Source organism: Pantoea sp. Lij88 (assembly GCF_030062155.1).
In the GTDB taxonomy this organism is placed as follows: Bacteria; Pseudomonadota; Gammaproteobacteria; order Enterobacterales; family Enterobacteriaceae; genus Pantoea.
This window is the reverse complement of record NZ_CP118269.1, coordinates 3,300,726-3,327,067: the sequence shown is the minus strand read 5'-3', so window position 1 is coordinate 3,327,067 and position 26,342 is coordinate 3,300,726. Positions and strand designations below refer to the sequence as shown.

Annotated in this window: 22 protein-coding genes; 16 read left to right on the top strand and 6 right to left on the bottom strand. The window is 56.7% G+C overall.

The window, feature by feature from the left end:
• Window positions 1-22: 22 nt before the first annotated feature.
• Window positions 23-1,684 carry an HTH-type transcriptional regulator SgrR gene (gene sgrR / locus PU624_RS19460; RefSeq protein WP_283546270.1) on the bottom strand — a complete coding sequence of 554 codons (1,662 nt, stop codon included), beginning with the start codon at window positions 1,682-1,684 and terminating at the stop codon, window positions 23-25.
• Window positions 1,685-1,937: 253 nt separating this feature from the next.
• Here sgrR and PU624_RS19455 point away from each other — a divergent pair, with 253 nt between their 5' ends.
• The gene (locus PU624_RS19455) at window positions 1,938-3,116 is read left to right on the top strand and encodes an MFS transporter (RefSeq protein ID WP_283546269.1); all 1,179 of its coding nucleotides are present in this window, start codon (window positions 1,938-1,940) and stop codon (window positions 3,114-3,116) included.
• A gap of 271 nt (window positions 3,117-3,387) precedes the next feature.
• Here the strand turns inward: PU624_RS19455 and leuD are convergent, their stop codons facing one another.
• The 5 genes from leuD to leuL all read right to left on the bottom strand — a co-directional run bounded on the left by leuD (window position 3,388) and on the right by leuL (window position 8,237).
• Window positions 3,388-3,993, bottom strand: coding sequence for a 3-isopropylmalate dehydratase small subunit (gene leuD / locus PU624_RS19450; RefSeq protein ID WP_283546268.1), 606 nt, complete (start codon window positions 3,991-3,993; stop codon window positions 3,388-3,390).
• A gap of 3 nt (window positions 3,994-3,996) precedes the next feature.
• Window positions 3,997-5,403, bottom strand: a complete 1,407-nt coding sequence (gene leuC, locus PU624_RS19445; RefSeq protein WP_283546267.1) for a 3-isopropylmalate dehydratase large subunit — start codon at window positions 5,401-5,403, stop codon at window positions 3,997-3,999.
• A 4-nt stretch (window positions 5,404-5,407) separates the two neighbouring features.
• A complete protein-coding gene (leuB, locus tag PU624_RS19440) occupies window positions 5,408-6,499 on the bottom strand; it encodes a 3-isopropylmalate dehydrogenase (RefSeq protein ID WP_003854775.1) in 1,092 nt (363 codons plus the stop codon).
• A gap of 2 nt (window positions 6,500-6,501) precedes the next feature.
• Window positions 6,502-8,064 (bottom strand): 2-isopropylmalate synthase, encoded by a 1,563-nt coding sequence (gene leuA / locus PU624_RS19435; protein WP_136196401.1) that lies wholly within the window; start codon window positions 8,062-8,064, stop codon window positions 6,502-6,504.
• 89 nt (window positions 8,065-8,153) lie between these two features.
• Complete coding sequence (gene leuL, locus PU624_RS22330) at window positions 8,154-8,237, bottom strand: leu operon leader peptide (protein ID WP_099257765.1); 84 nt, start codon at window positions 8,235-8,237, stop codon at window positions 8,154-8,156.
• Window positions 8,238-8,967: 730 nt separating this feature from the next.
• Between leuL and ilvI the strand changes: the two genes are divergently transcribed.
• The 15 genes from ilvI (at window position 8,968) to PU624_RS19360 (ending at window position 26,342) form a co-directional block, all read left to right on the top strand.
• Window positions 8,968-10,689, top strand: a complete 1,722-nt coding sequence (ilvI, locus tag PU624_RS19430; RefSeq protein ID WP_283546266.1) for an acetolactate synthase 3 large subunit — start codon at window positions 8,968-8,970, stop codon at window positions 10,687-10,689.
• Window positions 10,690-10,691: 2 nt separating this feature from the next.
• The gene (gene ilvN, locus PU624_RS19425) at window positions 10,692-11,183 is read left to right on the top strand and encodes an acetolactate synthase small subunit (protein WP_003854770.1); all 492 of its coding nucleotides are present in this window, start codon (window positions 10,692-10,694) and stop codon (window positions 11,181-11,183) included.
• A gap of 196 nt (window positions 11,184-11,379) precedes the next feature.
• Window positions 11,380-12,390 carry a catabolite repressor/activator gene (gene cra, locus PU624_RS19420; RefSeq protein ID WP_283546265.1) on the top strand — a complete coding sequence of 337 codons (1,011 nt, stop codon included), beginning with the start codon at window positions 11,380-11,382 and terminating at the stop codon, window positions 12,388-12,390.
• Window positions 12,391-12,884: 494 nt separating this feature from the next.
• Window positions 12,885-13,343, top strand: a complete 459-nt coding sequence (mraZ, locus tag PU624_RS19415) for a division/cell wall cluster transcriptional repressor MraZ (RefSeq protein ID WP_009092149.1) — start codon at window positions 12,885-12,887, stop codon at window positions 13,341-13,343.
• 2 nt (window positions 13,344-13,345) lie between these two features.
• A complete protein-coding gene (gene rsmH / locus PU624_RS19410) occupies window positions 13,346-14,287 on the top strand; it encodes a 16S rRNA (cytosine(1402)-N(4))-methyltransferase RsmH (protein WP_090964246.1) in 942 nt (313 codons plus the stop codon).
• Window positions 14,284-14,604, top strand: a complete 321-nt coding sequence (ftsL, locus tag PU624_RS19405; protein WP_003854764.1) for a cell division protein FtsL — start codon at window positions 14,284-14,286, stop codon at window positions 14,602-14,604. Before rsmH ends, ftsL begins: the two co-directional genes overlap by 4 nt.
• A 16-nt stretch (window positions 14,605-14,620) precedes the next feature.
• Window positions 14,621-16,390 carry a peptidoglycan DD-transpeptidase PBP3 gene (gene ftsI, locus PU624_RS19400; RefSeq protein ID WP_283546264.1) on the top strand — a complete coding sequence of 590 codons (1,770 nt, stop codon included), beginning with the start codon at window positions 14,621-14,623 and terminating at the stop codon, window positions 16,388-16,390.
• On the top strand, window positions 16,377-17,864 hold the full coding sequence (gene murE, locus PU624_RS19395) for a UDP-N-acetylmuramoyl-L-alanyl-D-glutamate--2,6-diaminopimelate ligase (RefSeq protein WP_283546263.1): 1,488 nt from the start codon (window positions 16,377-16,379) through the stop codon (window positions 17,862-17,864). Before ftsI ends, murE begins: the two co-directional genes overlap by 14 nt.
• Window positions 17,861-19,219 carry a UDP-N-acetylmuramoyl-tripeptide--D-alanyl-D-alanine ligase gene (murF, locus tag PU624_RS19390; RefSeq protein WP_283546262.1) on the top strand — a complete coding sequence of 453 codons (1,359 nt, stop codon included), beginning with the start codon at window positions 17,861-17,863 and terminating at the stop codon, window positions 19,217-19,219. The genes murE and murF overlap by 4 nt, the downstream gene beginning before the upstream one ends.
• Window positions 19,213-20,295 carry a phospho-N-acetylmuramoyl-pentapeptide-transferase gene (gene mraY, locus PU624_RS19385; RefSeq protein ID WP_003854755.1) on the top strand — a complete coding sequence of 361 codons (1,083 nt, stop codon included), beginning with the start codon at window positions 19,213-19,215 and terminating at the stop codon, window positions 20,293-20,295. The genes murF and mraY overlap by 7 nt, the downstream gene beginning before the upstream one ends.
• A gap of 2 nt (window positions 20,296-20,297) precedes the next feature.
• The gene (gene murD / locus PU624_RS19380) at window positions 20,298-21,614 is read left to right on the top strand and encodes a UDP-N-acetylmuramoyl-L-alanine--D-glutamate ligase (RefSeq protein WP_283546261.1); all 1,317 of its coding nucleotides are present in this window, start codon (window positions 20,298-20,300) and stop codon (window positions 21,612-21,614) included.
• On the top strand, window positions 21,614-22,828 hold the full coding sequence (gene ftsW / locus PU624_RS19375) for a cell division protein FtsW (RefSeq protein WP_222924564.1): 1,215 nt from the start codon (window positions 21,614-21,616) through the stop codon (window positions 22,826-22,828). Before murD ends, ftsW begins: the two co-directional genes overlap by 1 nt.
• A complete protein-coding gene (murG, locus tag PU624_RS19370; protein ID WP_283546260.1) occupies window positions 22,825-23,883 on the top strand; it encodes an undecaprenyldiphospho-muramoylpentapeptide beta-N-acetylglucosaminyltransferase in 1,059 nt (352 codons plus the stop codon). The genes ftsW and murG overlap by 4 nt, the downstream gene beginning before the upstream one ends.
• Window positions 23,884-23,953: 70 nt before the next feature.
• Window positions 23,954-25,432 (top strand): UDP-N-acetylmuramate--L-alanine ligase, encoded by a 1,479-nt coding sequence (gene murC, locus PU624_RS19365; protein ID WP_283546259.1) that lies wholly within the window; start codon window positions 23,954-23,956, stop codon window positions 25,430-25,432.
• Window positions 25,422-26,342 (top strand): D-alanine--D-alanine ligase, encoded by a 921-nt coding sequence (locus PU624_RS19360; RefSeq protein WP_283546258.1) that lies wholly within the window; start codon window positions 25,422-25,424, stop codon window positions 26,340-26,342. The genes murC and PU624_RS19360 overlap by 11 nt, the downstream gene beginning before the upstream one ends.

Sequence of the window (26,342 nt, the reverse complement as noted above, 5' to 3'; positions counted from 1 at the left end):
TTTCAGCGCCGGGGCGAAAGCGTCACAACGCCGGTGGCGCGAACCAGGCCGATTTAAAATCAAACCAGCCCAGGGTATTCATCCGCACGCCGCGCATGCTGCGCTGTCCTTCGAGCAGCAGCCAGTGATGAAACAGCGGATGCAGACCGGCTTCTTCGACCAGCTGTTTGCTCCATTCGGCCAGCGGCAGCGTTTTCTCGCGCCAGCGGGCCGCATCGCCGTGCCAGTCGATTGGCAGGCAGTGATGCAGCAGTGGGATCTCATAAAGCTGTGCGAACAGCGAGTAATTCAGCGGCAGGGTAAAGTTCACGCTGCCCAGCCAGATGTCACTTTCCGCCTCGCCCTGATACCAGCTTTCGTAGCTTATCTCACGGGTCTCCAGCGTGACGCCATGCTCTGCCAGCAGCGGACGCAGCGCATTAGCGATGCCTTCGTGCTCCACGTGCTGGCTGTACCAGGTCAGCGTCAGATGCGTTAAGCCGGGCGGTTTTTCCACGGGCGTCAGGTCGCGCCGGTGGTGCCAGCGCGGCAGCAGACCATACGCCGGGAACCAGTAGCGCTGATAGCCGACACCGGCGTGATTGAGCAGGGCGATAGGGTTAAACAGGTAGCTGACCCAGCGGCGCACCGCCTCGCTGCGGCCCGGTTCCGAGCGCTGGTCGAAGAGCAGATAGTAGCAGCCTTCTTCCAGGCGGCTCTCCTCCTGAACTTCATCGGCGCTGTCGCCCTGCAGACGCACACCGGCATAGACCAGCTCATCGCTGATGTCGGGCAGGACCCAGATAGAGACATCATCAATCAGCGCGCGAAAACCGAAGTAGTCATCAAACGCTTCGATTTTCAGCTGGCTCTCCTGATTGCGGATCACCCGGTACGGACCGGTGCCAACCGGCTGGCGGGCAAAGTCGTGCAGCGTCGGCCATTCGCGCGGCAGGATCATCGCACTGACGCTGCCCAGCAGCCAGGGCAATCCCTCGTCGGGCTGGCTTAAGCGGATATCCAGCGTCCAGGGGGCAGGCGAGTCGATCTGCGCGATATGGGAGAAGAGGGGATGCAGGCGCTGACGCTCCAGCGTGGCCAGCACATCCTCCATCTCCAGTTCTCTGCCGTGATGGAAGCGAATCGCCGGACGCAGGAAGAAGCGCCAGTGAAGCGGGGACGTCTGCTGCCAGTGGTGCGCAATGTCGGGCTCGATTTCCCCGTTTTCCTCATTTATCCGCGTCAGGCCGTTGAAGATCTGTCGGGCAATTTGGGTTTCAGAGCGACGCAGCGGCGAGCCGGGCAGCAGGTTGAGCAGCGGACGATAGTAGAGCACCCGCAGGATATGCTTGCCCTGCCGGAAACTGCGTCCCAGGTGCGCGCTGATCATCTGCCGCACCTGGTTTTTATCCCCAACCAGCTGGACCAGCTGATCGATGCGATCCTGCTCCAGCAAATCCTCGGCACGCTGCTGCTGCAGGGCCAGGCCGGTGTAGCAGAAAGTAAGCTGCGATCGCTTGCCGCGTCCGGCTTCCGCCTGCCAGATCAGCCAGCCTGCGGCCTGCATCCGGTTGAGCAGATTTCGCATATGGCGGCGCGAGCAGTGCAGCAGATCGGCCAGCTCGCTGAGCGTAATCTCCTGCGTTTGTCCCTGACAGCTCTGCCACAGGCGGATGAACTGCTGCTTCAGACGTGATGAGGACATAAAAGGGGAACTCCCTGTGAAAAGCGCTCTGTTTTTCCTGCCCTATTTTAAGAGCAAACTTTGCGCTATGGGAAGAGCGGGAGGCATTCAGCACTGAATGGCGTTCGACCCTCACTTCGCTGTTCAGCGCGGTGCTTTTCTGAGTAGGGTGCATTTACACCGCCAGCAGATGATCTCTGCTGGCTTTTTTCATGTTGCGCGGTATCGTCTACCCTTCTTTTTCCCCTCTGTTTGTTCTGTAAGGGATTTCGGTATGAAATCGCTGTTAACGCGGCAGCGCCGCATCAATCCGGTTTACCTCGCTTTCATGGTCGCCTCGTTCATGCTGGGCATCGCGGGCGCACTGCAGGCGCCGACGCTCAGCCTGTTTCTGACACGCGAGGTGCAGGCGCGGCCTTTCTGGGTCGGGCTGTTTTTCACCATCAACGCGGTGGCCGGTATCGTGGTGAGCATGCTGGTAGCAAAGCGCTCAGACAGCGTCGGCGATCGTCGTCATATCATTCTCTTCTGCTGCCTGATGGCGCTGATCAATGCGCTGCTGTTTGCCTTTACCCGCGACTATCTGACCCTGCTGACGCTGGGTGTGCTGCTGTCGGCGCTGGCCAGCGTCTCTATGCCGCAGCTGTTTGCGCTGGCACGGGAATATGCCGATCAGTCGGCGCGTGAAGCGGTGATGTTCAGTTCGGTGATGCGTGCGCAGCTGTCGCTGGCGTGGGTGATCGGGCCGCCGTTATCGTTCGCGCTGGCGCTGAACTACGGCTTTGTGACGCTGTTTATGGTGGCTGCGGTGCTGTTTCTGCTCTGTATCCTGCTGGTCTGGTTTACCCTGCCGTCGGTGCCGCGCTCGCAGCCGCTGATGCAAAGCGGCGGGCTGCCGTTGAGTGGCTGGCGCGATCGTGATGTGCGTTTGCTGTTCCTCGCCTCGGTGGCGATGTGGACCTGCAACACGATGTATATCATCGATATGCCGCTCTATATCAGCACCACGCTGGGTCTGCCGGAGAAGCTGGCCGGTCTGCTGATGGGAACGGCGGCCGGGCTGGAGATCCCGGTGATGCTGCTGGCGGGCCATTACGCGCGCCGCATCGGCAAGCGGCGTTTAATGCTGATCGCGGTGGCGGCGGGCGTCCTGTTTTATCTGGGGCTGGTGCTGTTTAATTCCCGCACCTCGCTCATGGTATTGCAGCTGTTTAACGCGGTTTTCGTCGGGATTATTGCTGGCATAGGGATGCTGTGGTTCCAGGATCTGATGCCAGGGCGGCCCGGCGCGGCGACCACCATGTTCACCAACTCGATTTCGACCGGCATGATTCTGGCTGGGGTGATTCAGGGAACGCTGAGTGAGCGACTGGGGCATGAGGCGGTTTACTGGCTGGCATTCGGGCTGGCGATTGTGGCGCTGGTGATGTCGGCACGGGTGCGCGACGTATAAAAGAGAAGGGCGACCGGATGTCGCCCTCAGAGGGCTGATAACGTCCGGCTCGGTGGCGGTAAGACCGAGCTGGCGAAGGGAACACGGTCAGATCGGAAAGTCGCTTAAGCCAATCCCTGGCCGCTCGGCCCTCGCCGTCCCTGGCGCGGGACGCTTTCCTCTTCTGACCGTGTTCCCAGCGCGTCAGGTTTTTTTATTGCTGTCAGATTCACCCTGATTTGGGTTTGTCAGCAGTCTGAGGGCGGCCGGATGTCGCCCTGCTTTAACTCAATCAGCGCAGGAAAGCGGGCTGATTCTGCTCATACTGCGAAATCGACGCTTCGTGCTGCAGCGTCAGGCCAATGCTGTCGAGGCCGTTAATCATGCAGTGGCGGCGGAAGCTGTCGAGCTCAAACGAATAAACTTTATCGCCTGCGGTCACCGTCTGCGCTTCCAGATCGACCGTGAAGCTGATGCCTGGCTGGGCAGCAACCAGTCTGAACAGCTCATCGACTTCCTCTTCGCTTAATCTCACCGGCAGCAGCTGATTGTTGAAGCTGTTGCCGTAAAAGATATCGGCGAAGCTCGGCGCAATCACCACGTGAAAACCGAAATCGGTCAGTGCCCAGGGGGCATGCTCACGTGAAGATCCGCAGCCAAAGTTCTCGCGCGCCAGCAGGATGCTGGTGCCTTTGAACTCCGGCTTGTTCAGCACAAAACCGGGTGTCGGCACCGTACCGGCGTCATCTTCAAAGCGCCAGTCGTGGAACAGGTGCTGACCGAAACCGGTGCGGGTCACCTTCTGCAAAAACTGCTTGGGAATGATGGCGTCCGTATCGACGTTCGCGGCATCCAGCGGCGCAACAATGCCGGTGTGCTGAGTAAATTTATTCGCCATGACTTAAGCTCCTGTCGTCAGTTCACGGATGTCGGCAAAGTGGCCGGTCACGGCAGCCGCCGCGGCCATCGCCGGGCTGACCAGATGGGTACGTCCACCGCGGCCCTGACGGCCTTCAAAGTTACGGTTGCTGGTAGATGCGCAGCGCTCGCCCGGATTCAGACGGTCATTGTTCATCGCCAGACACATTGAGCAGCCTGGCAGACGCCATTCGAAGCCCGCTTCCAGGAAGATTTTATCCAGACCTTCCGCTTCAGCCTGCGCTTTTACCGGGCCGGAACCTGGCACTACCATGGCAACCACACCAGGCGCGACTTTGCGGCCTTTAGCGATCGCGGCGGCGGCACGCAGATCTTCAATGCGTGAGTTGGTGCAGGAGCCGATAAACACTTTATCGATCGCGACATCGGTCAGTTTGATGCCTGGCTGCAGATTCATGTAGGCCAGCGCTTTTTCCGCTGAGGCGCGCTCAACCGGATCGGCGAACGAGGCCGGATTCGGGATCACCTGATCAACGGCAATGACCTGGCCTGGGTTGGTGCCCCACGTAACCTGCGGTGCGATATCTTCAGCATGCAATGTCACCACGGCATCATATTTCGCGCCTTCGTCAGACTTCAGGGTGCGCCAGTAATCGACGGCCTGCTCCCATTTCTCACCCTGTGGCGAGAACTGACGACCTTTCAGATAGTTGAAGGTGGTTTCATCCGGTGCCACCAGGCCCGCTTTCGCACCCATCTCAATCGCCATGTTGCACAGGGTCATACGACCTTCCATGCTCAGCGCCTGGATGGCCGGTCCGCAGAACTCAACGACATAGCCGGTGCCGCCTGCGCTGCCGGTTTTACCGATGATTGCCAGCACGATATCTTTTGCTGTAATGCCGGTTGATGCCTGGCCCAGCACTTCAATCTTCATGGTTTTCGCCCGACCCTGTTTCAGCGTCTGAGTCGCAAACACATGTTCCACTTCGGAGGTGCCGATACCAAAGGCCAGTGAGCCAAAGGCGCCGTGCGTCGCGGTATGCGAGTCGCCGCAGACAATCGTCATGCCCGGCAGCGTCATGCCCTGCTCAGGGCCGATAACGTGCACAATGCCCTGGAACGGGTGATTCAGGTCATACAGCTGGACGCCAAACTCCGCGCAGTTCTTCATCAGCTCCTGCATCTGAATACGCGCCATCTCGCCCGACGCATTGATATCTTTGGTTTGGGTAGAAACGTTGTGATCCATGGTGGCAAAGGTTTTGCCCGGCTGACGGACTTTACGTCCGTGCGCACGCAGACCATCAAAGGCCTGTGGTGAGGTCACTTCATGGATCAGATGGCGATCGATGTAGAGTAACGGGGTTTCTTCTGGCGTTTCGTGGACGACATGTGCATCAAATAACTTCTGGTATAAGGTTTTCATTTTTTTATTTTTCCTCGGCGATAAAGCGGGCAATGATGCTGCCCATCTCATCTGTGCTGACCGCTGGGCCATCACCGGCTAAATCTTTGGTGCGGTAGCCCTGTTCCAGCGCACGACTGATGGCGCGTTCGATACTGTCGGCTGCCGCATCGGCATTGAGGCTGTAACGCAGCAGCAATGACAGTGACAGAATCTGGGCGACCGGGTTAGCAATATTCTGACCGGCGATATCCGGCGCTGAACCCCCCGCCGGTTCGAACAGGCCAAAACCCGCTTCATTCAGGCTGGCGGACGGCAGCATACCCATCGAGCCGGTGATCATGGCGCACTCATCAGAGAGAATGTCACCAAACAGGTTAGAGCAGAGCAGCACGTCAAACTGCGACGGGTCTTTAATCAGCTGCATGGTGGCGTTGTCGATATAGATGTGGCTCAGCTGGACGTCCGGATACTCTTTTGCCACTTCATTGACGATTTCACGCCACATCACCGAGGTCTGCAGCACGTTGGCTTTATCCACCGAGGTGACTTTGTTGCGACGTTTGCGCGCCGATTCAAACGCGATGCGGGCAATGCGCTCGATTTCGAAACGGTGATAGACCTCGGTATCAAAAGCACGCTCTTCCGGACCGCTGCCTTCGCGTCCTTTCGGCTGACCAAAATAGATGCCGCCGGTCAGTTCACGCACGCACAGAATGTCGAAGCCTTTGGCAGCGATGTCGGCGCGCAGCGGGCAGAATGCTTCCAGTCCGCTGTAAAGCGCCGCCGGACGCAGGTTACTGAACAGCTTAAAATGTTTGCGCAGCGGCAGCAGCGCACCGCGTTCCGGTTGTGATGCTGGCGGTAAATGTTCCCACTTCGGGCCGCCAACAGAACCAAACAGGATCGCGTCCGCCTGCTCGCAGCCTGCAACCGTCGCCGGTGGCAGAGGTTCGCCATGCTGATCGATAGCAATGCCGCCGACCGCATATTCCTGGGTGGTGATCTGCATATCAAAGCGCTGACGAATGGCATCCAGCACTTTCATCGCCTGTGCCATGACTTCCGGGCCGATACCGTCACCGGGTAAAACTGCGATATGAGATGAGCTGGACATGGTTATACGGTTTCCTTCTGATCTTTAAATTTGCGCTGCAATTCTTGTTCAACCTGACGGGCACGCCAGATATTGTTCAGGGCGTTGACCATCGCTTTAGCGGAGGACTCGACGATATCGGTCGCCAGACCAATGCCGTGGAATTTGCGGCCGTTGTAGCTTACGACGATATCGACCTGACCCAGCGCGTTCTCGCCGTGACCTTTAGCGGTCAGTTTGTAGTTAACCAGCTCAGCATCAAACTGGGTGATGCGGTTAATCGCCTGATAAACCGCGTCAACCGGACCGTTGCCGGTAGCAGCATCAGATTTAGCGACGTCGCCGCAGCCCAGATTAACAGAGGCGGTGGCAGTCATGCTGGAACCGGTCTGGACGTTAAATTCGTGCAGCTGGAAATGCTCCGGCTCTTCATTCTGTTTGTTGATGAAGGCCAGCGCTTCCAGGTCGTAATCGAAAACCTGACCTTTTTTGTCGGCCAGCTTCAGGAAGGCGTCATACAGCGTATCCAGATTGTAATCCTGCTCCGCATAGCCCATCTCTTCCATGCGATGTTTGACCGCCGCACGGCCTGAACGTGAGGTCAGGTTCAGCTGGATTTTGTGTAAGCCAATCGATTCCGGCGTCAGGATTTCATAGTTCTCGCGGTTCTTCAGCACGCCATCCTGATGAATACCGGAGGAGTGGGCGAAGGCGTTGGAGCCGACCACGGCCTTGTTAGCCGGAATCGGCATGTTGCAGATCTGGCTGACCATCTGGCTGGTGCGGTAGATTTCCTGATGATTGATATTGGTGTGCACGTTCATGATCTGCTGACGGGTTTTAATCGCCATGATCACCTCTTCCAGCGCACAGTTACCGGCACGCTCACCCAGGCCATTCATCGTGCCTTCAACCTGACGCGCGCCTGCCTGAACGGCAGCCAGGGCATTACCGGTTGCCATGCCCAGGTCATCATGGGTATGCACAGAGATAATCGCTTTATCGATGTTGGGAACGCGGTTCATCAGTTCACTGATGATGTGGGCATATTCGCCTGGCAGGGTGTAGCCAACGGTATCCGGGATGTTGATGGTAGTCGCACCGGCGTTAATCGTCGCTTCGACCATCCGGCACAGGTCATCAATTGGGGTACGGCCGCCATCTTCGCAGGAGAACTCAACGTCACTGGTGTAGTTACGCGCACGCTTTACCATATGCACCGCACGCTCAATCACTTCCGGCAATGTGCTGCGCAGTTTGGTCGCGATGTGCATCGGGGAGGTGGCGATGAAGGTATGAATACGGAAGGCTTCGGCAACGCGCAGTGATTCGTATGCTGCGTCGATATCTTTTTCCACACAGCGCGCCAGTCCGCAGACCCGGCTGTTTTTAATGGTGCGCGCAATGGTCTGTACAGACTCAAAGTCACCCGGTGAGGAGACCGGGAAACCGACTTCCATCACATCCACGCCCATGCGCTCCAGCGCTAACGCAATCTGCAATTTTTCTTTCACACTCAGGCTGGCCTGTAATGCCTGCTCACCGTCGCGCAGAGTGGTATCGAAAATAATGACTTGCTGGCTCATCGTATTCATCCTTATGCGTTTTCTGGCCTGGCAACGAGCATAAAAAAACCCGCGACAGGCGCGGGTTTTTAACTTTCAGCAGGTTTGAATCAGTGTTTGATTCCGCCCACAAGTCTACCGCGCAAGCTGAGTGCGTTTAGTAGTAGACCGAGAAGGCGGACAGAACGAAACATGGATTCAAACCTTATAGAATGTTGTGCTGTACATATTGGTACTGGAATCATTCAGGGATGTCAACCTTCAATGCAGGGGTATTCTCCGGGGCGCCAGAGGAAGATATTCTGTTATTTACCGGTCAGGCAGCGTAATGAACAGCGCCTCAGTCGCATCAGAGACAATCAGCGGCGGAATGCGGGGTTTTGTTGTCAGTTTTCGATTTTATATTATTGAAATTAAAAGGATTTATTTGTCTGGTGCTCTGCGACGGCGCAGCATTTATCACCTGCTGGTTAGCATAATCCAATGCGTTTAAGTGATTCACTGGTTAATTACGCCAGAAAAGAAAAGTGTCAGGCGATTGTGGGCTATTGCAGCCGATAATAAGTTTTCGTTATTTCTTAGATCACGCTGAAAATAATTTCGTACCCAGCATTTTCCTCTGCGGTTCTGCCGCGTAATTAGTTTAATCCGCGCAGCCAATTCTTATCGGGCAGAGCCTTTACGTCCCTGCCTTTTAATTTACGCGGGTTTGCGGTTTGCCTGCCCGGTTAACTGCGGTTATGGTAATCGACCTACTCTCAGAAAAATAAACTCAACAGATTTCTCTGTAACCGGACAGCGGCAGATGTTTCCGCTGTCGTGCATAAACATAAGATTTTGATTGGCAAAGCAGGCACCAGGGCAATGTGGTACGCACAAACGGGCGGATTAACAGAGCCGGGTCCTCAAGCCTGGAGGCAGAAGATGGAGATGTTGTCAGGAGCCGAAATGGTCGTCCGTTCGTTAATCGATCAGGGCGTTAAGCAGGTATTCGGTTATCCGGGTGGCGCGGTCTTAGATATCTATGATGCGCTGCAAACCGTCGGGGGTATCGATCACATTCTGGTGCGCCATGAGCAGGGCGCGGTGCACATGGCTGATGGCCTGGCGCGTGCTACCGGCGAAGTCGGCGTGGTGCTGGTCACCTCAGGCCCCGGTGCAACCAATGCGATTACCGGTATCGCCACCGCCTATATGGACTCAATTCCGCTGGTGATTCTGTCGGGTCAGGTTCCTTCGTCGCTGATTGGCTATGATGCCTTTCAGGAGTGCGACATGGTCGGCATCTCTCGTCCGGTGGTGAAGCACAGCTTCCTGGTGAAAAGCACCGAAGAGATCCCCACCGTGTTGAAAAAGGCGTTCTGGCTGGCTTCAACCGGCCGTCCGGGACCGGTGGTGATCGACCTGCCAAAAGATATTCTGAATCCGGCTAACAAACTGCCTTATCACTGGCCGGAGTCGGTGAGCATGCGCTCTTACAATCCGACCATTCAGGGGCATAAAGGGCAGATTAAACGTGCGCTGACAACCCTGCTCGCTGCGAAGAAGCCGGTGATCTACGCCGGTGGCGGTGCCATTACCGCAGGCTGCGAAGCGGAACTGTTACAGCTGGCTGAAAGCCTGAATATTCCGGTGACGACATCACTGATGGGGCTGGGCGCATTCCCTGGCACACACCGTCAGTGCGTCGGCATGCTCGGTATGCACGGCACCTATGAAGCCAACATGACGATGCACAACACCGACCTGATTTTCGGTATCGGCGTGCGGTTTGATGACCGCACCACCAACAATCTGGCGAAATATTGTCCCAACGCCACGGTGATGCACATCGATATCGACCCTACCTCAATCTCGAAGACGGTCGCGGCGGATATCCCGATCGTGGGCGATGCGAAGCAGGTACTGCAGCAGATGCTGGAGTTGCTGGCGCAAAGCGAAAGCCAGCGCGCTGAAAGCCTGCACGACTGGTGGCAGGAGATCGAAGGCTGGCGCAGTCGTCACTGCCTGGAATTCGATCGCACCAGCGACAAGATTAAGCCGCAGGCCGTGATTGAAACCATCAGCCGTCTGACCAAAGGTGACGCGTATGTTACGTCGGATGTAGGCCAGCATCAGATGTTTGCTGCGCTCTATTATCCCTTCGATAAACCGCGCCGCTGGATCAACTCCGGCGGTCTGGGCACCATGGGCTTTGGTCTGCCTGCTGCGCTGGGCGTGAAGATGGCGCTGCCGGAAGAGACCGTGATCTGCGTAACCGGCGATGGCAGTATCCAGATGAACATTCAGGAGCTGTCTACCGCGCTGCAGTACGATCTGCCGGTGCTGGTGCTGAACCTGAATAACCGGGTGCTGGGCATGGTGAAGCAGTGGCAGGATATGATCTACTCCGGCCGTCACTCCCAGTCTTATATGGAGTCGCTGCCTGACTTCGTACGTCTGGCTGAAGCCTATGGTCACGTTGGGATCGCGATTGAGCATCCGGCAGAGCTGGAGGAGAAGCTGGCGCTGGCGCTGGAAACCCTGGCGAAGGGGCGTCTGGTATTTGTGGATGTCACCGTTGACGGTAGCGAGCATGTTTACCCGATGCAGATTCGCGGTGGCAGCATGGATGAGATGTGGTTGAGCAAAACGGAGAGGACATAATTATGCGTCGTATTTTATCAGTTCTGCTGGAGAACGAATCCGGCGCATTATCCCGTGTCGTCGGCCTGTTTTCACAGCGTGGTTATAACATTGAGAGCCTGACTGTGGCACCGACTGACGATCCGACACTGTCGCGGATGACCATTCAGACGGTAGGCGATCAGAAAGTACTGGAGCAGATTGAAAAGCAGCTGCACAAGCTGGTGGACGTACTGCGCGTCACCGAGCTGGGGCAGGGCGCTTACGTTGAACGCGAAATCATGCTGGTGAAGATTCAGGCCAGCGGTTATGGCCGCGAAGAGGTGAAGCGTAACGCCGAGATCTTCCGTGGTCAGATCATCGACGTGACCCCGACGCTGTACACGGTTCAGCTGGCAGGCACCAGTGACAAACTGGACGCCTTCCTGAGTACCGTCCGCGACGTCGCCGAAATTGTTGAAGTGGCGCGTTCCGGTATCGTGGGTGTTTCACGCGGCGATCGCATCATGCGTTAATCACGCTGCGTCATCATCGATCCTCACCTAACCCGGCGAAATGCCGGGTTTTTTTATTTTTTATGCGCAAGGCGGGTTACATTCAGAAAAGCGGTTGCTCCGCGCACTTTTCTGCTGTTAGATGATAGACATGAGTTATCCATAGCTTAACTGCGGCTATTTCTGCCGTAAAAGCGGATTTGATGGTGGGGTTATCGTGAAACTGGATGAAATTGCGCGTCTGGCAGGCGTATCGCGCACCACGGCCAGTTATGTGATCAACGGCAAGGCGCGGCAGTATCGTGTCAGCGACAAAACCGTTGAGAAGGTCATGGCTGTGGTACGTGAGCATAATTATCACCCGAATGCGGTGGCTGCCGGGCTGCGCGCCGGGCGTACGCGCTCGATTGGGTTAGTGATTCCGGATCTGGAAAATACCAGTTATACCCGTATTGCGAACTATCTTGAACGCCAGGCACGACAGCGCGGCTATCAGCTGTTGATCGCCTGTTCTGAAGATCAGCCCGATAACGAGATGCGCTGCATTGAACATCTGTTGCAGCGCCAGGTCGATGCCATCATCGTTTCCACCTCGTTACCGCCAGAGCACCCCTTTTATCAGCGCTGGATTAACGATCCGCTGCCGATTATCGCGTTAGACCGCGCGCTGGATCGTGAACATTTCACCAGCGTCGTCGGTGCCGATCAGGACGATGCCCAGACGCTGGGCGCTGAACTGCGTCAGCTGGACGTCAAAAATGTGCTGTTCCTCGGCGCGTTACCTGAGCTGTCAGTGAGTTTCCTGCGCGAGATGGGATTCCGCGATGCCTGGAAAGACGATCCCCGTCCGATTGACTATATCTACTGCAACAGCTTCGAACGCACAGCTGCGGCGGCATTGTTTGAAAAATACCTTGAAGATCACCCGATGCCTGAGGCGCTGTTTACTACTTCATTTGGTCTGCTGCAGGGGGTGATGGATGTGACGCTGAAACGAGACGGCCGCCTGCCGACCGAGCTGGCGATTGCCACCTTTGGCGACCACGAATTACTGGACTTTCTTGAGTGCCCGGTACTGGCGGTCGGTCAGCGTCATCGCGACGTGGCAGAGCGCGTACTGGAATTAGTTTTAGCCTCGCTGGACGAACCCAGAAAACCGAAACCGGGTTTAACCCGCATCCGCCGTAATTTATACCGTCGCGGACAATTAAGCCGAAGAGTTAAATGATTAACGGGCAGTATTAGACTGCCCGCCGATTTTATTTCGCGATTTAACTGATTAAATAAACAGGTCGACGTAAAAAAGCGTAAATTCTGCTCATCAAATCTAACAAAGCAGAAAGGCTTATTTTTATTATCTGCTTACAACTTCAACAAACTTCCTTTCCCGCCTGGCCTGAAGCTGCTGGGCTTCCTTTCGGAAATCCCCTAAAATGCCGCCGCTGTCTCAGAAACTACGATAAATATTTAGCCCTTTACATTGTTTCATTTTTAGTCGTTTTTCCCCGGGCCAATTTTTTTATTCAGGTATTCATTGGCTTAATTTTTATTTTACCTTTTTATCCGATTATATCGTCGCCAGACTTTAATTCTGCGCCTTGTAAAGAGTGATATTCAACTGCCGCTCCGGCTTGACAAGGATTTCATGGGATCCTTAAACTCGTTTCGTGGTAAAAAGTGGGATAAAGTGGCGTAAATGGGTGATGAGGAGAAGAGACTGGCATGTTCCGCGGAGCAACGTTAGTCAATCTCGACAGTAAAGGGCGGCTTGCCGTACCCACGCGATATCGCGATTTACTGATTGGGGAGTCTCAGGGGCAGATGGTCTGTACCATCGACCTCCACCAGCCATGCCTGTTGCTTTACACCCTGCCCGAATGGGAAATCATTGAAAAAAAGCTGGCACGCCTTTCCAGCATGAATCCACTTGAGCGCCGCGTGCAGCGTTTGCTGCTGGGGCATGCCAGTGAATGTCAGATGGACAATGCAGGCCGCCTGCTGCTGGCGAATACGCTCCGGCAGCACGCAAAATTAACCAAAGAAGTGATGCTGGTTGGACAGTTCAATAAGTTTGAGCTGTGGGATGAACAGACCTGGTATCAACAAGTCAGGGACGATATTGACGCAGAACAGTCGGCTCAGGAGCCTTTATCTGAGCGGTTGCAGGACTTGTCGCTATAGCTATGCAGGAAAATTTTAAACATACCACCGTGCTGTTGGATGAGGCGGTTAACGGCCTCAATATCAGGGAAGACGGTATTTACATCGACGGCACATTTGGTCGTGGTGGCCATTCACGCCTGATTCTTTCGCAACTGGGAGAGAAGGGAAAGCTGATCGCCATCGATCGTGATCCGCAAGCTATCGCCGCTGCCGCAGAGATCACCGACCCGCGTTTTTCAATTATTCATGGTCCTTTTTCCGCGCTGGCAGAGTATGTCTCTGAACGGGAATTAGTCGGAAAAATTGACGGCATTTTGCTCGATCTGGGCGTTTCATCGCCGCAGCTGGATGATGCCGAACGCGGCTTCTCCTTTATGCGGGACGGACCGCTGGATATGCGAATGGACCCGTCGCGGGGCCACTCCGCCGCGGAATGGTTGTTGCACGCGGAAGAAGCGGATATCGCTTTCGTCCTGAAGACCTACGGTGAAGAGCGGTTCGCCAAACGTATTGCCCGGGCCATTGTCGAGCGCAATCGCGAGCAGCCGATGACTCGCACCCGTGAGCTGGCTGAAGTTATCTCTGTCGCTATGCCGGTGAAAGATAAGTTTAAGCATCCGGCCACACGCAGCTTCCAGGCGATTCGTATCTGGATTAACAGCGAACTGGAAGAGATCGATATTGCACTGAAAGGCGCTGTTGAAGTACTGGCACCGCAGGGTCGCCTCTCTGTTATCAGCTTCCATTCACTGGAAGATCGGCTGGTGAAGCGCTTTATGCGCGATCAGAGTCGCGGGCCACAGGTGCCGCCTGGGATTCCTATGACTGAACATCAGCTGCGTGCCCTGGGCGGTCGTGAACTGAAGTTGCTCGGCAAAATGTCGCCGGGTGACGCTGAAGTCTCTGAGAACCCACGTGCGCGTAGCTCGGTATTACGTATCGCGGAGAAAACCGACGAATGATCGGTAATGAGCGTCACAGCCTGCCCGCCGTCATCGGCGGGGATCTGCTGAGAAAAGGCAAGATTCCGGTGCTGTTGCTGATCGCTGTGGTGGTGTCTGCCGTGCTGGTGGTCACCACCACCCATAAAACACGACTGTTAACCGCGCAGCGCGAACAGCTGGTGCTGGAGCGTGACGCGCTGGATATCGAGTGGCGTAACCTGATTCTGGAAGAGAATGCGCTGGGCGACCACAGCCGTGTTGAACGCATCGCCACCGAGAAGCTGCAACTGCAGCACGTAGATCCTTCACAAGAAAATATCGTGGTGCAGAAATAAGGACCTCAGATAGCGAATGAGCGGTACAGGCAGAACGCTGAAGTTGAAGAAACCGGAAGATAAGGCCAGCTTTGTAAGCTGGCGTTTTGCGTTGCTGTGCGGCTGCATTTTACTGGCGCTGGGTGGATTGCTGTCACGTGTGGCCTGGCTGCAGGTGATCAATCCAGGCAAGCTGGTTAAAGAGGGCGATCTGCGCTCGCTGCGTGTTCAGGCGGTGCCGACTTCACGCGGGATGATCAGCGATCGCGCTGGACGCCCGCTGGCCGTCAGTGTCCCGGTTAATGCCATCTGGGCCGATCCTAAAGAGCTGCACGCCGGAGGCGGCGTCACGCTGGACAGCCGCTGGAAAGCCTTGTCCGATGCGCTCTCCATTCCCCTTGATCAGCTGGCCGCCCGCGTCAATGCTAATCCCAAAGGCCGCTTTGTCTATCTGGCGCGCCAGGTCAATCCGGCCATCGGCGAATACGTCAAAAAACTCAAACTCCCCGGTATCCATCTGCGCGAAGAGTCGCGCCGGTATTATCCTGCCGGGCAGGTGACTTCCCATCTGATTGGCTTTACCAATATCGACGGGCAGGGCATTGAAGGTATCGAAAAGAGCTTTGATAAGTGGCTGACCGGTGCGCCGGGCGAGCGCACGGTGCGTAAAGACCGTTATGGTCGCGTCATCGAAGATATCTCGTCTGTGGACAGCCGCGCCGCCCATAACCTGACCCTGAGCATTGATGAGCGCTTACAGGCGCTGGTCTACCGTGAACTGAATAACGCCGTAGCCTTCAACAAAGCGGAATCGGGCACAGCGGTACTGGTGGATGTGAATACCGGTGAAGTGCTGGCGATGGCCAATAGCCCGGCTTACAACCCGAATAATCTCGGCAATACACCGAAAGATCTGATGCGTAACCGCGCCATCACTGACATTTTCGAGCCGGGCTCGACTGTGAAGCCGATGGTGGTCATGACAGCGCTGCAGCGCGGCGTGGTCCGAGAGAACAGCGTCCTGAATACCGTGCCGTACCGCGTTAATGGTCATGAGATCAAAGATGTGGCGCGCTACAACGAATTGACCCTGACAGGGGTTTTACAGAAGTCGAGTAACGTCGGTGTTTCACGTCTGGCGTTAGCGATGCCTTCCTCAGCGCTGGTAGAAACTTACGCGCGCTTTGGACTGGGCAAACCGACCAATTTGGGGCTGGTCGGGGAAAGCAGTGGCTTATACCCTAAAAAACAACGGTGGTCTGACATAGAGAGGGCCACCTTCTCTTTCGGCTACGGGCTAATGGTAACGCCGTTACAGTTAGCGCGAGTCTACGCAACGATTGGCAGCTATGGCATTAACCGCCCGCTGTCGATCACCAAAGTGGATCCGCCCGTCGCGGGACAACGCGTTTTCGATGAGTCACTGGTGAAAACCGTGATGCACATGATGGAAAGCGTGGCGCTGCCGGGTGGCGGCGGTGTCAAAGCGGCAATCAAGGGTTATCGCATTGCGATTAAAACCGGTACCGCCAAGAAGGTCGGGCCGGACGGACGCTACGTCAATAAATACATTGCCTATACCGCAGGCGTTGCGCCTGCCAGTCATCCCCGATTCGCGCTGGTGGTGGTAATCAACGATCCCCAGGCCGGCAAGTACTACGGCGGTGCGGTTTCTGCACCGGTGTTTGGTGCCATCATGGGCGGCGTACTGCGCACCATGAACATTGAGCCCGACGCATTACCGACAACTAATGACAAGAATGAGTTGGTGACTAACAGAAGTGAGGAAACAAGTGACAGATCGTAACCTGCGCGACTTACTCGGCCCCTGGGTGCCAGGCGCGCCGGCGCGCCCACTGCGCGACATGACCCTGGATAGCCGCCTTGCGGCTTCTGGCGATCTGTTTGTCGCTGTTGCAGGCCATCAGGTCGATGGGCGCCGTTTCATTCCGCAGGCGATTGCGCAGGGCGTCGCTGCCGTGGTAGCTGAAGCTGAAGGCGAAGCGGCCGACGGCGAAATCCGTGAAATGCACGGCGTACCGGTTATCTATCTGACGCAGTTAAATCAGCGTCTTTCTGCCCTGGCAGGCCGTTTTTATCAGCAGCCGGGCGAGAAGCAGACGCTGATTGGCGTCACCGGCACCAACGGTAAAACCACCACTACCCAACTGCTGGCGCAGTGGGCGAATCTGCTGGGTGAAACCAGCGCGGTAATGGGCACCGTCGGCAATGGGCTGGTGGGGCACTTATCCGCCGCAGAAAATACCACCGGTTCAGCGGTAGATGTTCAGCATCTGCTGCACGATCTGGCAGAGAAAGGGGCGACCCTGACCGCAATGGAAGTCTCGTCACACGGGCTGGTTCAGCATCGCGTTGCGGCGCTGCCGTTTGCCGCGGCGGTCTTCACCAATCTCAGCCGCGATCACCTCGATTACCACGGTGATATGCAGAGCTATGAGTCAGCCAAATGGCTGCTGTTTTCTGAACATCAGGTCGGGCAGGCGATTCTTAACGCCGATGACGAAGCTGGCCGTCGCTGGCTGGCGCGCTTACCGGATGCGGTTGCCGTTACCATGGAGAATAATCTCCAGCCGGGCTGTCATGGTCGCTGGCTGAAAGCCGATGCGGTCGAGTACCACGATAATGGCGCGCATATCCGTTTCAGCTCCAGCTGGGGCAACGGCGAGATCAACAGTCCGCTGATGGGCGCGTTTAACGTCAGCAATCTGATGCTGGCGCTGGCAACGTTGCTGTCACTGGATTATCCGCTGGCGACGCTCATCAGCGTTGCACCGCAGTTGCAGCCGGTTAACGGACGTATGGAAGTGTTCAGCGCCGCAGGAAAACCGACGGTTGTGGTGGATTATGCCCACACGCCGGATGCGCTGGAAAAAGCGCTGGAAGCGGCACGCCTGCACTGCAAAGGCAAACTGTGGTGCCTGTTTGGCTGCGGCGGCGACCGTGACAAAGGCAAACGCCCGTTAATGGGTGCGATCGCTGAGCAATATGCGGATGTGGTGGTGATTACCGACGACAATCCGCGCAGCGAAGATCCGCAGGCGATTGTAAAAGATATTCTGACCGGCTTACTGGATCCAGGCCGCGCCCGCGTGGTGTCGGGTCGCGCGCAAGCGGTCACTAACACCATCATGCAGGCACAGCCCGACGATATCGTGCTGGTGGCCGGTAAAGGCCACGAAGATTATCAGATCATTGGCAACCGCCGTCTCGACTATTCCGATCGTGCCACGGTTGCGGCACTGCTGGGAGGCGCAGCATGATTCCGGTTTCATTAAAGACTCTGGCGGAGATTACCGGCGGTACGTTGCACGGCAGCGATTTAACCCTGAGTGACGTGACCACCGATACCCGCAAAGTGACGGCGGGCAGCCTGTTTGTCGCGCTGGTGGGTGAACGTTTTGATGCCCATGACTTCGCTGAAGAGGCGATTGCCAGTGGTGCACAGGCGCTACTGGTCAGTAAGCACTTACCTGTCGCTGTGCCTCAGGTAGTAGTTGCAGATACCCGTATCGCCTTTGGCCAACTGGGCGCCTGGGTTCGTCAGCAGTCGACCGCCCGCGTCGTGGCGCTGACCGGCTCCTCCGGCAAAACCTCGGTTAAAGAGATGACGGCGGCGATTCTGCGTGAGTGCGGTGAAACGCTCTACACCGCAGGCAATCTCAACAACGATTATGGCGTGCCGATGACGCTGCTACGTCTGACCGCAGAACATCAGTATGCGGTTATCGAGCTAGGCGCTAATCATCAGGGCGAAATCGCCTATACCACCAACCTGGTTAAACCGGAAAGCGCGCTGGTGAATAACCTGGCAGCGGCCCATCTGGAAGGCTTTGGTTCGCTGGCGGGTGTCGCTAAAGCTAAAGGTGAGATCTTCCAGGGCTTACCGGCTCACGGTATTGCGATTCTCAACGAGGAGAGCAACGACTGGCCAAACTGGCAGACCACGCTGCAGGACAAAACCGTGTGGCGCTTCTCGCCCCAGGCGGCAGAGTGTGATTTCTCCGCCCGTGATATCCGCATTGCGCAGGACGGCACCCATTTTGTAATGAAGACACCGCGTGGCGAGGCTGAGATCGTGCTGCCATTGCCGGGTCGTCATAACATCGCCAACGCACTGGCTGCGGCGGCTCTGGCCCTGTCCGTGGATGCCCCGTTGAGCGCCGTTCAGCAGGGGCTGAAAAACCTGCAGTCGGTGCCGGGTCGCCTGTTCCCGGTGCGCCTTTCTGCGCATCAGCTGCTGCTGGATGACAGCTATAACGCTAACGTCGGATCGATGACCGCTGCCGTCCAGGTTCTGTCAGAGATGCCGGGCTACCAGGTGCTGGTCGCAGGTGATATGGCGGAACTGGGTGACGAGACCGAAAAATGTCACCGCGAAATCGGTGAAGCGGCACGCGACGCAGGCATTAATCGCGTGTTGACTTGCGGAAAATTCAGCCATTTCATCAGTGAAAGCAGCGAAGTTGGTGAACATTTCAGCGATAAGACCGCGCTGACTGAACGTTTACGTCAGTTGTTGTCCGAACACTCAGAAATTACCGTCCTGATTAAAGGCTCACGTAGTGCCGCCATGGAGCAGGTAGTACAGAGCTTAAAGGAGAAAGGAACATGTTAGTTTGGCTGGCCGAGCATCTGGTCGCTTTTTATTCAGGCTTCAACGTCTTTTCCTATCTGACGTTTCGCGCCATTGTCAGCCTGCTGACTGCACTATTTATCTCTCTCTGGATGGGGCCGCGTCTGATTGCGTGGCTGCAGAAATTACAGATTGGCCAGGTTGTCCGTAACGATGGCCCGGAATCGCATTTCAGTAAGCGCGGCACGCCTACGATGGGCGGCATCATGATTCTGACCTCCATCACCATTTCGGTGCTGATGTGGGCGTATCCGTCGAATCCCTATGTCTGGTGCGTGCTGTTCGTGTTAATTGGCTTTGGCATCATCGGCTTTGTCGATGACTACCGCAAAGTGGTGCGCAAAGACACTAAAGGCCTGATCGCCCGCTGGAAATATTTCTGGATGTCGGTGATTTCACTGGGCGTTGCGTTCGGGCTTTATGCGGCGGGCAAAGATACCCCCGCAACCCAACTTGTCGTGCCATTTTTCAAAGACATCATGCCGCAGTTAGGGCTGTTTTATGTGCTGCTGGCCTACTTTGTGATTGTCGGCACCGGTAACGCGGTCAATCTGACCGATGGTCTGGATGGCCTGGCGATTATGCCAACCGTCTTTGTTGCCGCGGGCTTTGCGCTGGTTGCCTGGGCAACCGGTAACGTGAAGTTTGCTGAATATCTTCACATTCCCTATCTGCGGCACGCCGGTGAACTGGTGATTGTCTGTACCGCCATCGTCGGGGCAGGGCTGGGCTTCCTGTGGTTCAACACCTACCCGGCTCAGGTCTTTATGGGCGATGTCGGCTCGCTGGCGTTAGGCGGCGCGCTGGGCACCATCGCGGTGTTACTGCGTCAGGAATTTTTACTGGTGATCATGGGCGGCGTGTTTGTAGTTGAAACGCTGTCGGTGATCCTGCAGGTGGGATCGTTTAAGTTGCGCGGCCAGCGTATTTTCCGCATGGCGCCGATCCATCACCACTATGAACTTAAGGGCTGGCCGGAACCGCGCGTCATTGTGCGCTTCTGGATTATTTCGCTAATGCTGGTGCTGATTGGCCTGGCCACGCTGAAGGTGCGTTAATCATGGCTGACTATCGGGGTAGAAAAGTGGTCATCATCGGGCTGGGCCTTACCGGGCTCTCCTGTGTTGATTTCTTTTTAGCGCAGGGCGTAACGCCTCGCGTGATGGACACCCGTGTCTCGCCGCCGGGGCTGGAAAAATTGCCCGGGCAGGTTGAACGTCACCTGGGCGGCATCAACGGTGACTGGCTGCTGGCGGCCGATCTGATTGTTGCCAGCCCTGGCGTCGCGCTGGCGCATCCGATTCTGAGCGAAGCCGTCGAAGCCGGAATCGAAATCGTGGGTGACATTGAGCTGTTCTGCCGCGAAGCAACGGCACCTATAGTGGCCATCACCGGCTCCAACGGTAAAAGCACCGTCACCACCCTGGTGGGCGAAATGGCGAAAGCCGCAGGCTGGCAGGTGGGCGTCGGCGGCAATATTGGTCTGCCCGCGCTGAGTCTGCTGCAATCACCGGCGCAACTCTATGTGCTGGAACTCTCCAGCTTCCAGCTTGAGACCACTTACAGTCTGAAAGCGGCTGCGGCAACGGTACTCAACGTCAGCGAAGACCATATGGATCGCTATCCGCTGGGCATGCAGCAGTATCGCGCCGCCAAGCTGCGCATCTATGAGAACGCCCGGATCTGCATCGTTAACGCCGATGATGCGCTGACAATGCCGGTCCGCGGCGCGGATACCCGCTGCGTCAGCTTTGGTGTCGACTTCGGTGACTACCACCTCAACAAGCAGCAGGGCAGTATCTGGCTGCGGGTGAAAGGCGAGAAAGTCCTGAACACCGCTGAGATGAAGATGGTGGGACAGCACAACTATACCAACGCACTGGCGGCACTGGCGCTGGCCGATGCGGTCGGTCTGCCACGCGCGTCAAGCCTGGCGGCCTTAACGCACTTTAACGGCCTGGCGCATCGCTTTCAGCTGGTTCATGAGCATCAGGGCGTACGCTGGATCAATGACTCCAAAGCGACCAACGTCGGCAGCACCGAAGCGGCGCTGAATGGCCTGCAGGTAAAGGGAACGCTGTGGCTGCTGATGGGCGGTGACGGTAAGTCAGCCGATTTTACGCCGCTGATTCCGTGGCTGCAGGGCGACAATGTGCGTCTGTATTGCTTTGGCCGTGACGGCGATGAGCTGGCCGCGCTGCGTCCTGAGATTGCCGTGCGTACTGAAACCCTGCGACAGGCGATGGAGCAGATCGCACCGCAGGTTAAAGCAGGCGATATGGTTCTGCTTTCTCCAGCCTGCGCCAGCCTTGACCAGTTCCGTAACTTTGAACAGCGCGGTGAGCAGTTCGCGCAACTGGCGAAGGAGCTGAGCTGATGCGTATTCCTGGCGCCGGACTGGCGGGCTATTTCTCAGGACGCCTGAAAGACTGGGTCATGGGCGCACGCGAAAGTGATGACTCTTCGCTGGTGCTCTATGACCGCACACTGCTATGGCTGACGCTGGGCCTGGCAGTGATTGGATTTGTGATGGTGACGTCGGCATCAATGCCGGTGGGTCAGCGTCTGAATGACGATCTCTTTTACTTCGCCAAGCGTGATGCTTTCTACATCGTGCTGGCGTTGGGTATGGCGCTGGTCACACTGCGGGTGCCGATGGATTTCTGGCAGCGGTACAGCAACGTGATGCTGATGGTCACGGTGGCGATGCTGCTGATTGTTCTGGTGGTCGGTAGCTCGGTCAACGGTGCATCGCGCTGGATCGCACTGGGTCCACTGCGTATCCAGCCTGCTGAGCTGTCGAAGCTCTCCCTGTTCTGCTATCTCGCCAGCTACCTGGTGCGCAAAGTGGAAGAGGTGCGTAACAACTTCTGGGGCTTCTGTAAGCCGATGGGCGTGATGGTTGTGCTGGCGGTATTACTGCTGGCGCAGCCGGACCTCGGTACGGTGGTGGTGCTGTTTGTGACTACGCTGGCGATGCTGTTCCTGGCGGGTGCCAAGCTGTGGCAGTTCATGGCCATCATCGGCTCCGGCATCTTTGCGGTAATTCTGCTGATCATTGCAGAACCTTACCGTATGCGTCGTGTGACGTCGTTCTGGAATCCGTGGGAAGATCCCTTTGGTAGCGGCTACCAGTTAACCCAGTCACTGATGGCATTTGGCCGCGGTGAATTCTGGGGGCAGGGACTCGGTAACTCCGTGCAAAAGCTGGAATATCTGCCGGAAGCGCATACCGACTTTATTTTCGCCATCATCGGGGAAGAACTCGGCTACGTCGGTGTGGTAATGGCACTTTTAATGGTATTCTTCGTCGCTTTTCGTGCGATGTCGATTGGCCGTCGTGCTCTGGAACTGGATCAGCGTTTTTCCGGCTTTTTAGCCTGTTCAATCGGTGTCTGGTTCAGCTTCCAGGCGCTGGTTAACGTCGGGGCTGCCGCCGGTATGTTACCGACCAAAGGTCTGACCTTACCGCTGATCAGTTACGGTGGGTCGAGTCTGATCATTATGTCGACCGCCATCGTCTTTTTATTACGCATAGATTATGAAACGCGCCTGGCGAAAGCGCAGGCGTTTACCCGAGGTGGTCGATGAGCGGTAAGCGATTGATGGTGATGGCAGGCGGAACCGGCGGACATGTTTTTCCCGGTCTGGCTGTCGCCCATCATCTGATGGAACAGGGCTGGCAGGTTCGCTGGTTAGGCACCGCCGACCGTATGGAAGCCGATCTGGTGCCAAAGCATGGCATCGACATCGACTTCATCCGCATCAGCGGACTTCGCGGGAAAGGCATGAAAGCATTGCTGCTGGCGCCGCTGCGCATCTTCAACGCATGGCGTCAGGCGCGTCGCATCATGAAAGCCTGGCAGCCGGATGTGGTGCTGGGCATGGGCGGCTATGTTTCCGGCCCCGGCGGCTTAGCGGCCTGGAGCTGCGGTATTCCGGTGGTGCTGCATGAGCAGAACGGTATTGCCGGCCTGACCAATAAATGGCTGGCGAAAATCGCCACCAAAGTTTTGCAGGCGTTTCCGGGCGCGTTTCCTGCCGCCGATGTGGTGGGGAATCCGGTTCGTACTGATGTTCTGGCTCTGCCTTTACCCGCGCAACGTCTGGCGGATCGTCATGGCCCGATTCGGGTGCTGGTGATTGGCGGAAGCCAGGGCGCTCGGATACTGAACCAGACGCTGCCGCAGGTTGCGGCGCTGGTGGGTGATGAGATCACCCTGTGGCATCAGACCGGTAAAGGGGCATTGTCCGAAGCAGAGAAAGCGTATCAGCAGGTCGGTCAGACGCAACACAAGGTGACCGAGTTTATTGATGATATGGCCGCTGCTTATGCCTGGGCTGATGTAGTGGTGTGCCGCTCCGGCGCGTTAACCGTGAGCGAAGTCGCTGCCGCCGGTTTACCGGCGATTTTCGTGCCGTTTCAGCATAAAGATCGCCAGCAGTACTGGAACGCGCTGCCGCTGGAGAAAGCGGGCGCCGCCAGAATTTATGAGCAGCCGCAGTTTACTGCGGAGGCTGTAGCGGATCTGCTACGCCACTGGGATCGCGCAACACTGCTGACGATGGCTGAGCAGGCCCGTCAGGTGGCGATTCCCGATGCGACTGAACGGGTCGCTCAGGAAGTGGCTCGCGCCGCAAAGTAATCATTCCGGTCAGCGCGTCTGACCTGTACCCGGATTGGGTACAAACTGAAATAGCAGGTAACAGAGAGCGATGAATACACAACAATTGGCAAAACTGCGTTCTATCGTGCCCGAGATGCGTCGCGTCCGGCACATCCATTTTGTCGGCATCGGCGGTGCTGGCATGGGCGGTATTGCCGAAGTGTTAGCAAATGAAGGCTACCATATCAGCGGTTCAGATCTGGCCCCTAACCCGGTGACGCAGAACCTGATTGCGCTGGGTGCCACCATTTATTTTAACCATCGCCCCGAAAACGTGACCGATGCAAGCGTGGTGGTTGTTTCCAGCGCCGTTTCGCAGGACAACCCGGAACTGTTAGCGGCACGCGAACAGCGTATCCCGGTGATCCGTCGCGCGGAGATGCTGGCTGAGCTGATGCGTTTCCGTCACGGCATCGCCGTCGCGGGTACGCATGGCAAAACGACGACCACGGCGATGGTGTCGAGTATTTATGCGGAAGCGGGGCTCGATCCGACCTTCGTTAACGGTGGACTGGTTAAAGCAGCAGGTACCCATGCCCGTCTGGGTCACAGCCGGTATCTGATTGCTGAAGCGGATGAGAGCGATGCGTCGTTCCTGCATCTGCAGCCGATGGTGGCGATTGTGACCAACATCGAAGCTGACCATATGGACACCTATCAGGGCGATTTTGAGAACCTGAAGCAGACGTTTATTAATTTCCTGCACAACCTGCCGTTTTACGGTCGTGCGGTGATGTGTGTGGATGATGCGGTTATCCGTGACCTGATCCCGCGCGTGGGTCGTCATATCACCACATACGGTTTCAGTGACGATGCGGATCTGCGCATTGAAAACTACGAGCAGAGCGGCGCGCAGGGGCATTTCACCCTGATCCGTCAGGACAAAGCGCCGCTGCAGATTACGCTGAACGCGCCGGGTCGCCATAACGCCCTGAACGCGGCAGCCGCTGTCGCCGTCGCCACGGAAGAGGGCATTGAAGACAATGCCATCCTGGCTGCGCTGGAGAGTTTCCAGGGCACCGGCCGTCGCTTTGATCTGCTGGGTGAATTCCCGACAGAGCCGGTTAACGGACAGCCGGGCACCGCGATGCTGGTGGATGATTACGGTCATCACCCAACCGAAGTTGACGCGACGATCAAAGCCGCGCGCGCGGGCTGGCCGGATAAAAAACTGGTGATGGTGTTTCAGCCGCACCGTTACAGCCGTACGCGCGATCTGTTTGATGATTTCGCTAACGTGCTGTCGCATGTCGATGTGTTGCTGATGCTGGATGTTTACTCCGCCGGCGAGACGGCGATTCCAGGCGCTGACAGCCGTTCGCTGTGCCGTGCCATTCGTAACCGGGGTAAGGTTGATCCGATTCTGGTGCCGGAACATGACGCGCTGCCGGAGATGCTGGCGCCGCTGCTGTCAGGCAATGACCTGATTCTGGTGCAGGGTGCCGGTAACGTCGGCAAAGTTGCCCGCAAGCTGGCGGACACTAAGCTCCAGCCGGAACGCAAAGCGGAGGATCGTCATGGCGGATAAAGTTGCAGTCTTAATGGGCGGCACCTCGGCAGAGCGCGAGGTTTCACTCAACTCGGGTCAGGCAGTGATTGCCGGATTGCGGGAAATGGGGATTGATGCGCATGGCATCGATACCCGTGATGTCTCCGTACTGACGCTGAAAGAGCAGGGATTCACCAAAGCCTTTATCGCGCTGCATGGCCGGGGCGGTGAAGATGGCACAATGCAGGCGGTGCTGGAGTTCCTGCAACTGCCTTACACCGGCAGCGGCGTAATGGCATCGGCCGTGACCATGGATAAGCTGCGTACCAAACTGCTGTGGCAGGGTCGCGGTTTACCGTCAGGAAAGTTTGTCTGGCTGACGCGTCAGCAGTTTGATGCCGGGCTGGATGTGGAGAGCAACGCGGCGATTGCAGCGCTTGGCCTGCCATTGTTTGTGAAGCCAGCCTGTGAAGGCTCCAGCGTGGGAATCAGTCGGGTTAACGATCTGAGCGCGCTGCCAGCGGCACTGGAGATGGCGTTTAAGTACGACAATGACGTGCTTGTCGAGGCATTTCTTAGCGGCGCGGAGTACACCGTCGCCATTGTGGGCGATCGCATTCTGCCCTCAATTGAAATAAAGAGCGCCAGTGAGTTCTATGACTATGAAGCTAAATACATTTCTGACGATACTCAGTACGTCTGTCCGGCCGACTTAAGCGCTGAACGTGAAGCTGAATTGCAGCAGCTGGTGCTGGCGGCCTGGCGTGCGCTGGGATGTCGCGGCTGGGGACGGGTTGATGTGATGACCGACGGGGAAGGGCGCTTTCAGTTACTGGAAGCCAATACCTCGCCGGGCATGACCAGCCACAGCCTGGTTCCTATGGCAGCGAAACAGGCGGGCATGCGTTTCCCGCATCTGGTTGCCCATATTCTGGAGCTGGCCGACTGA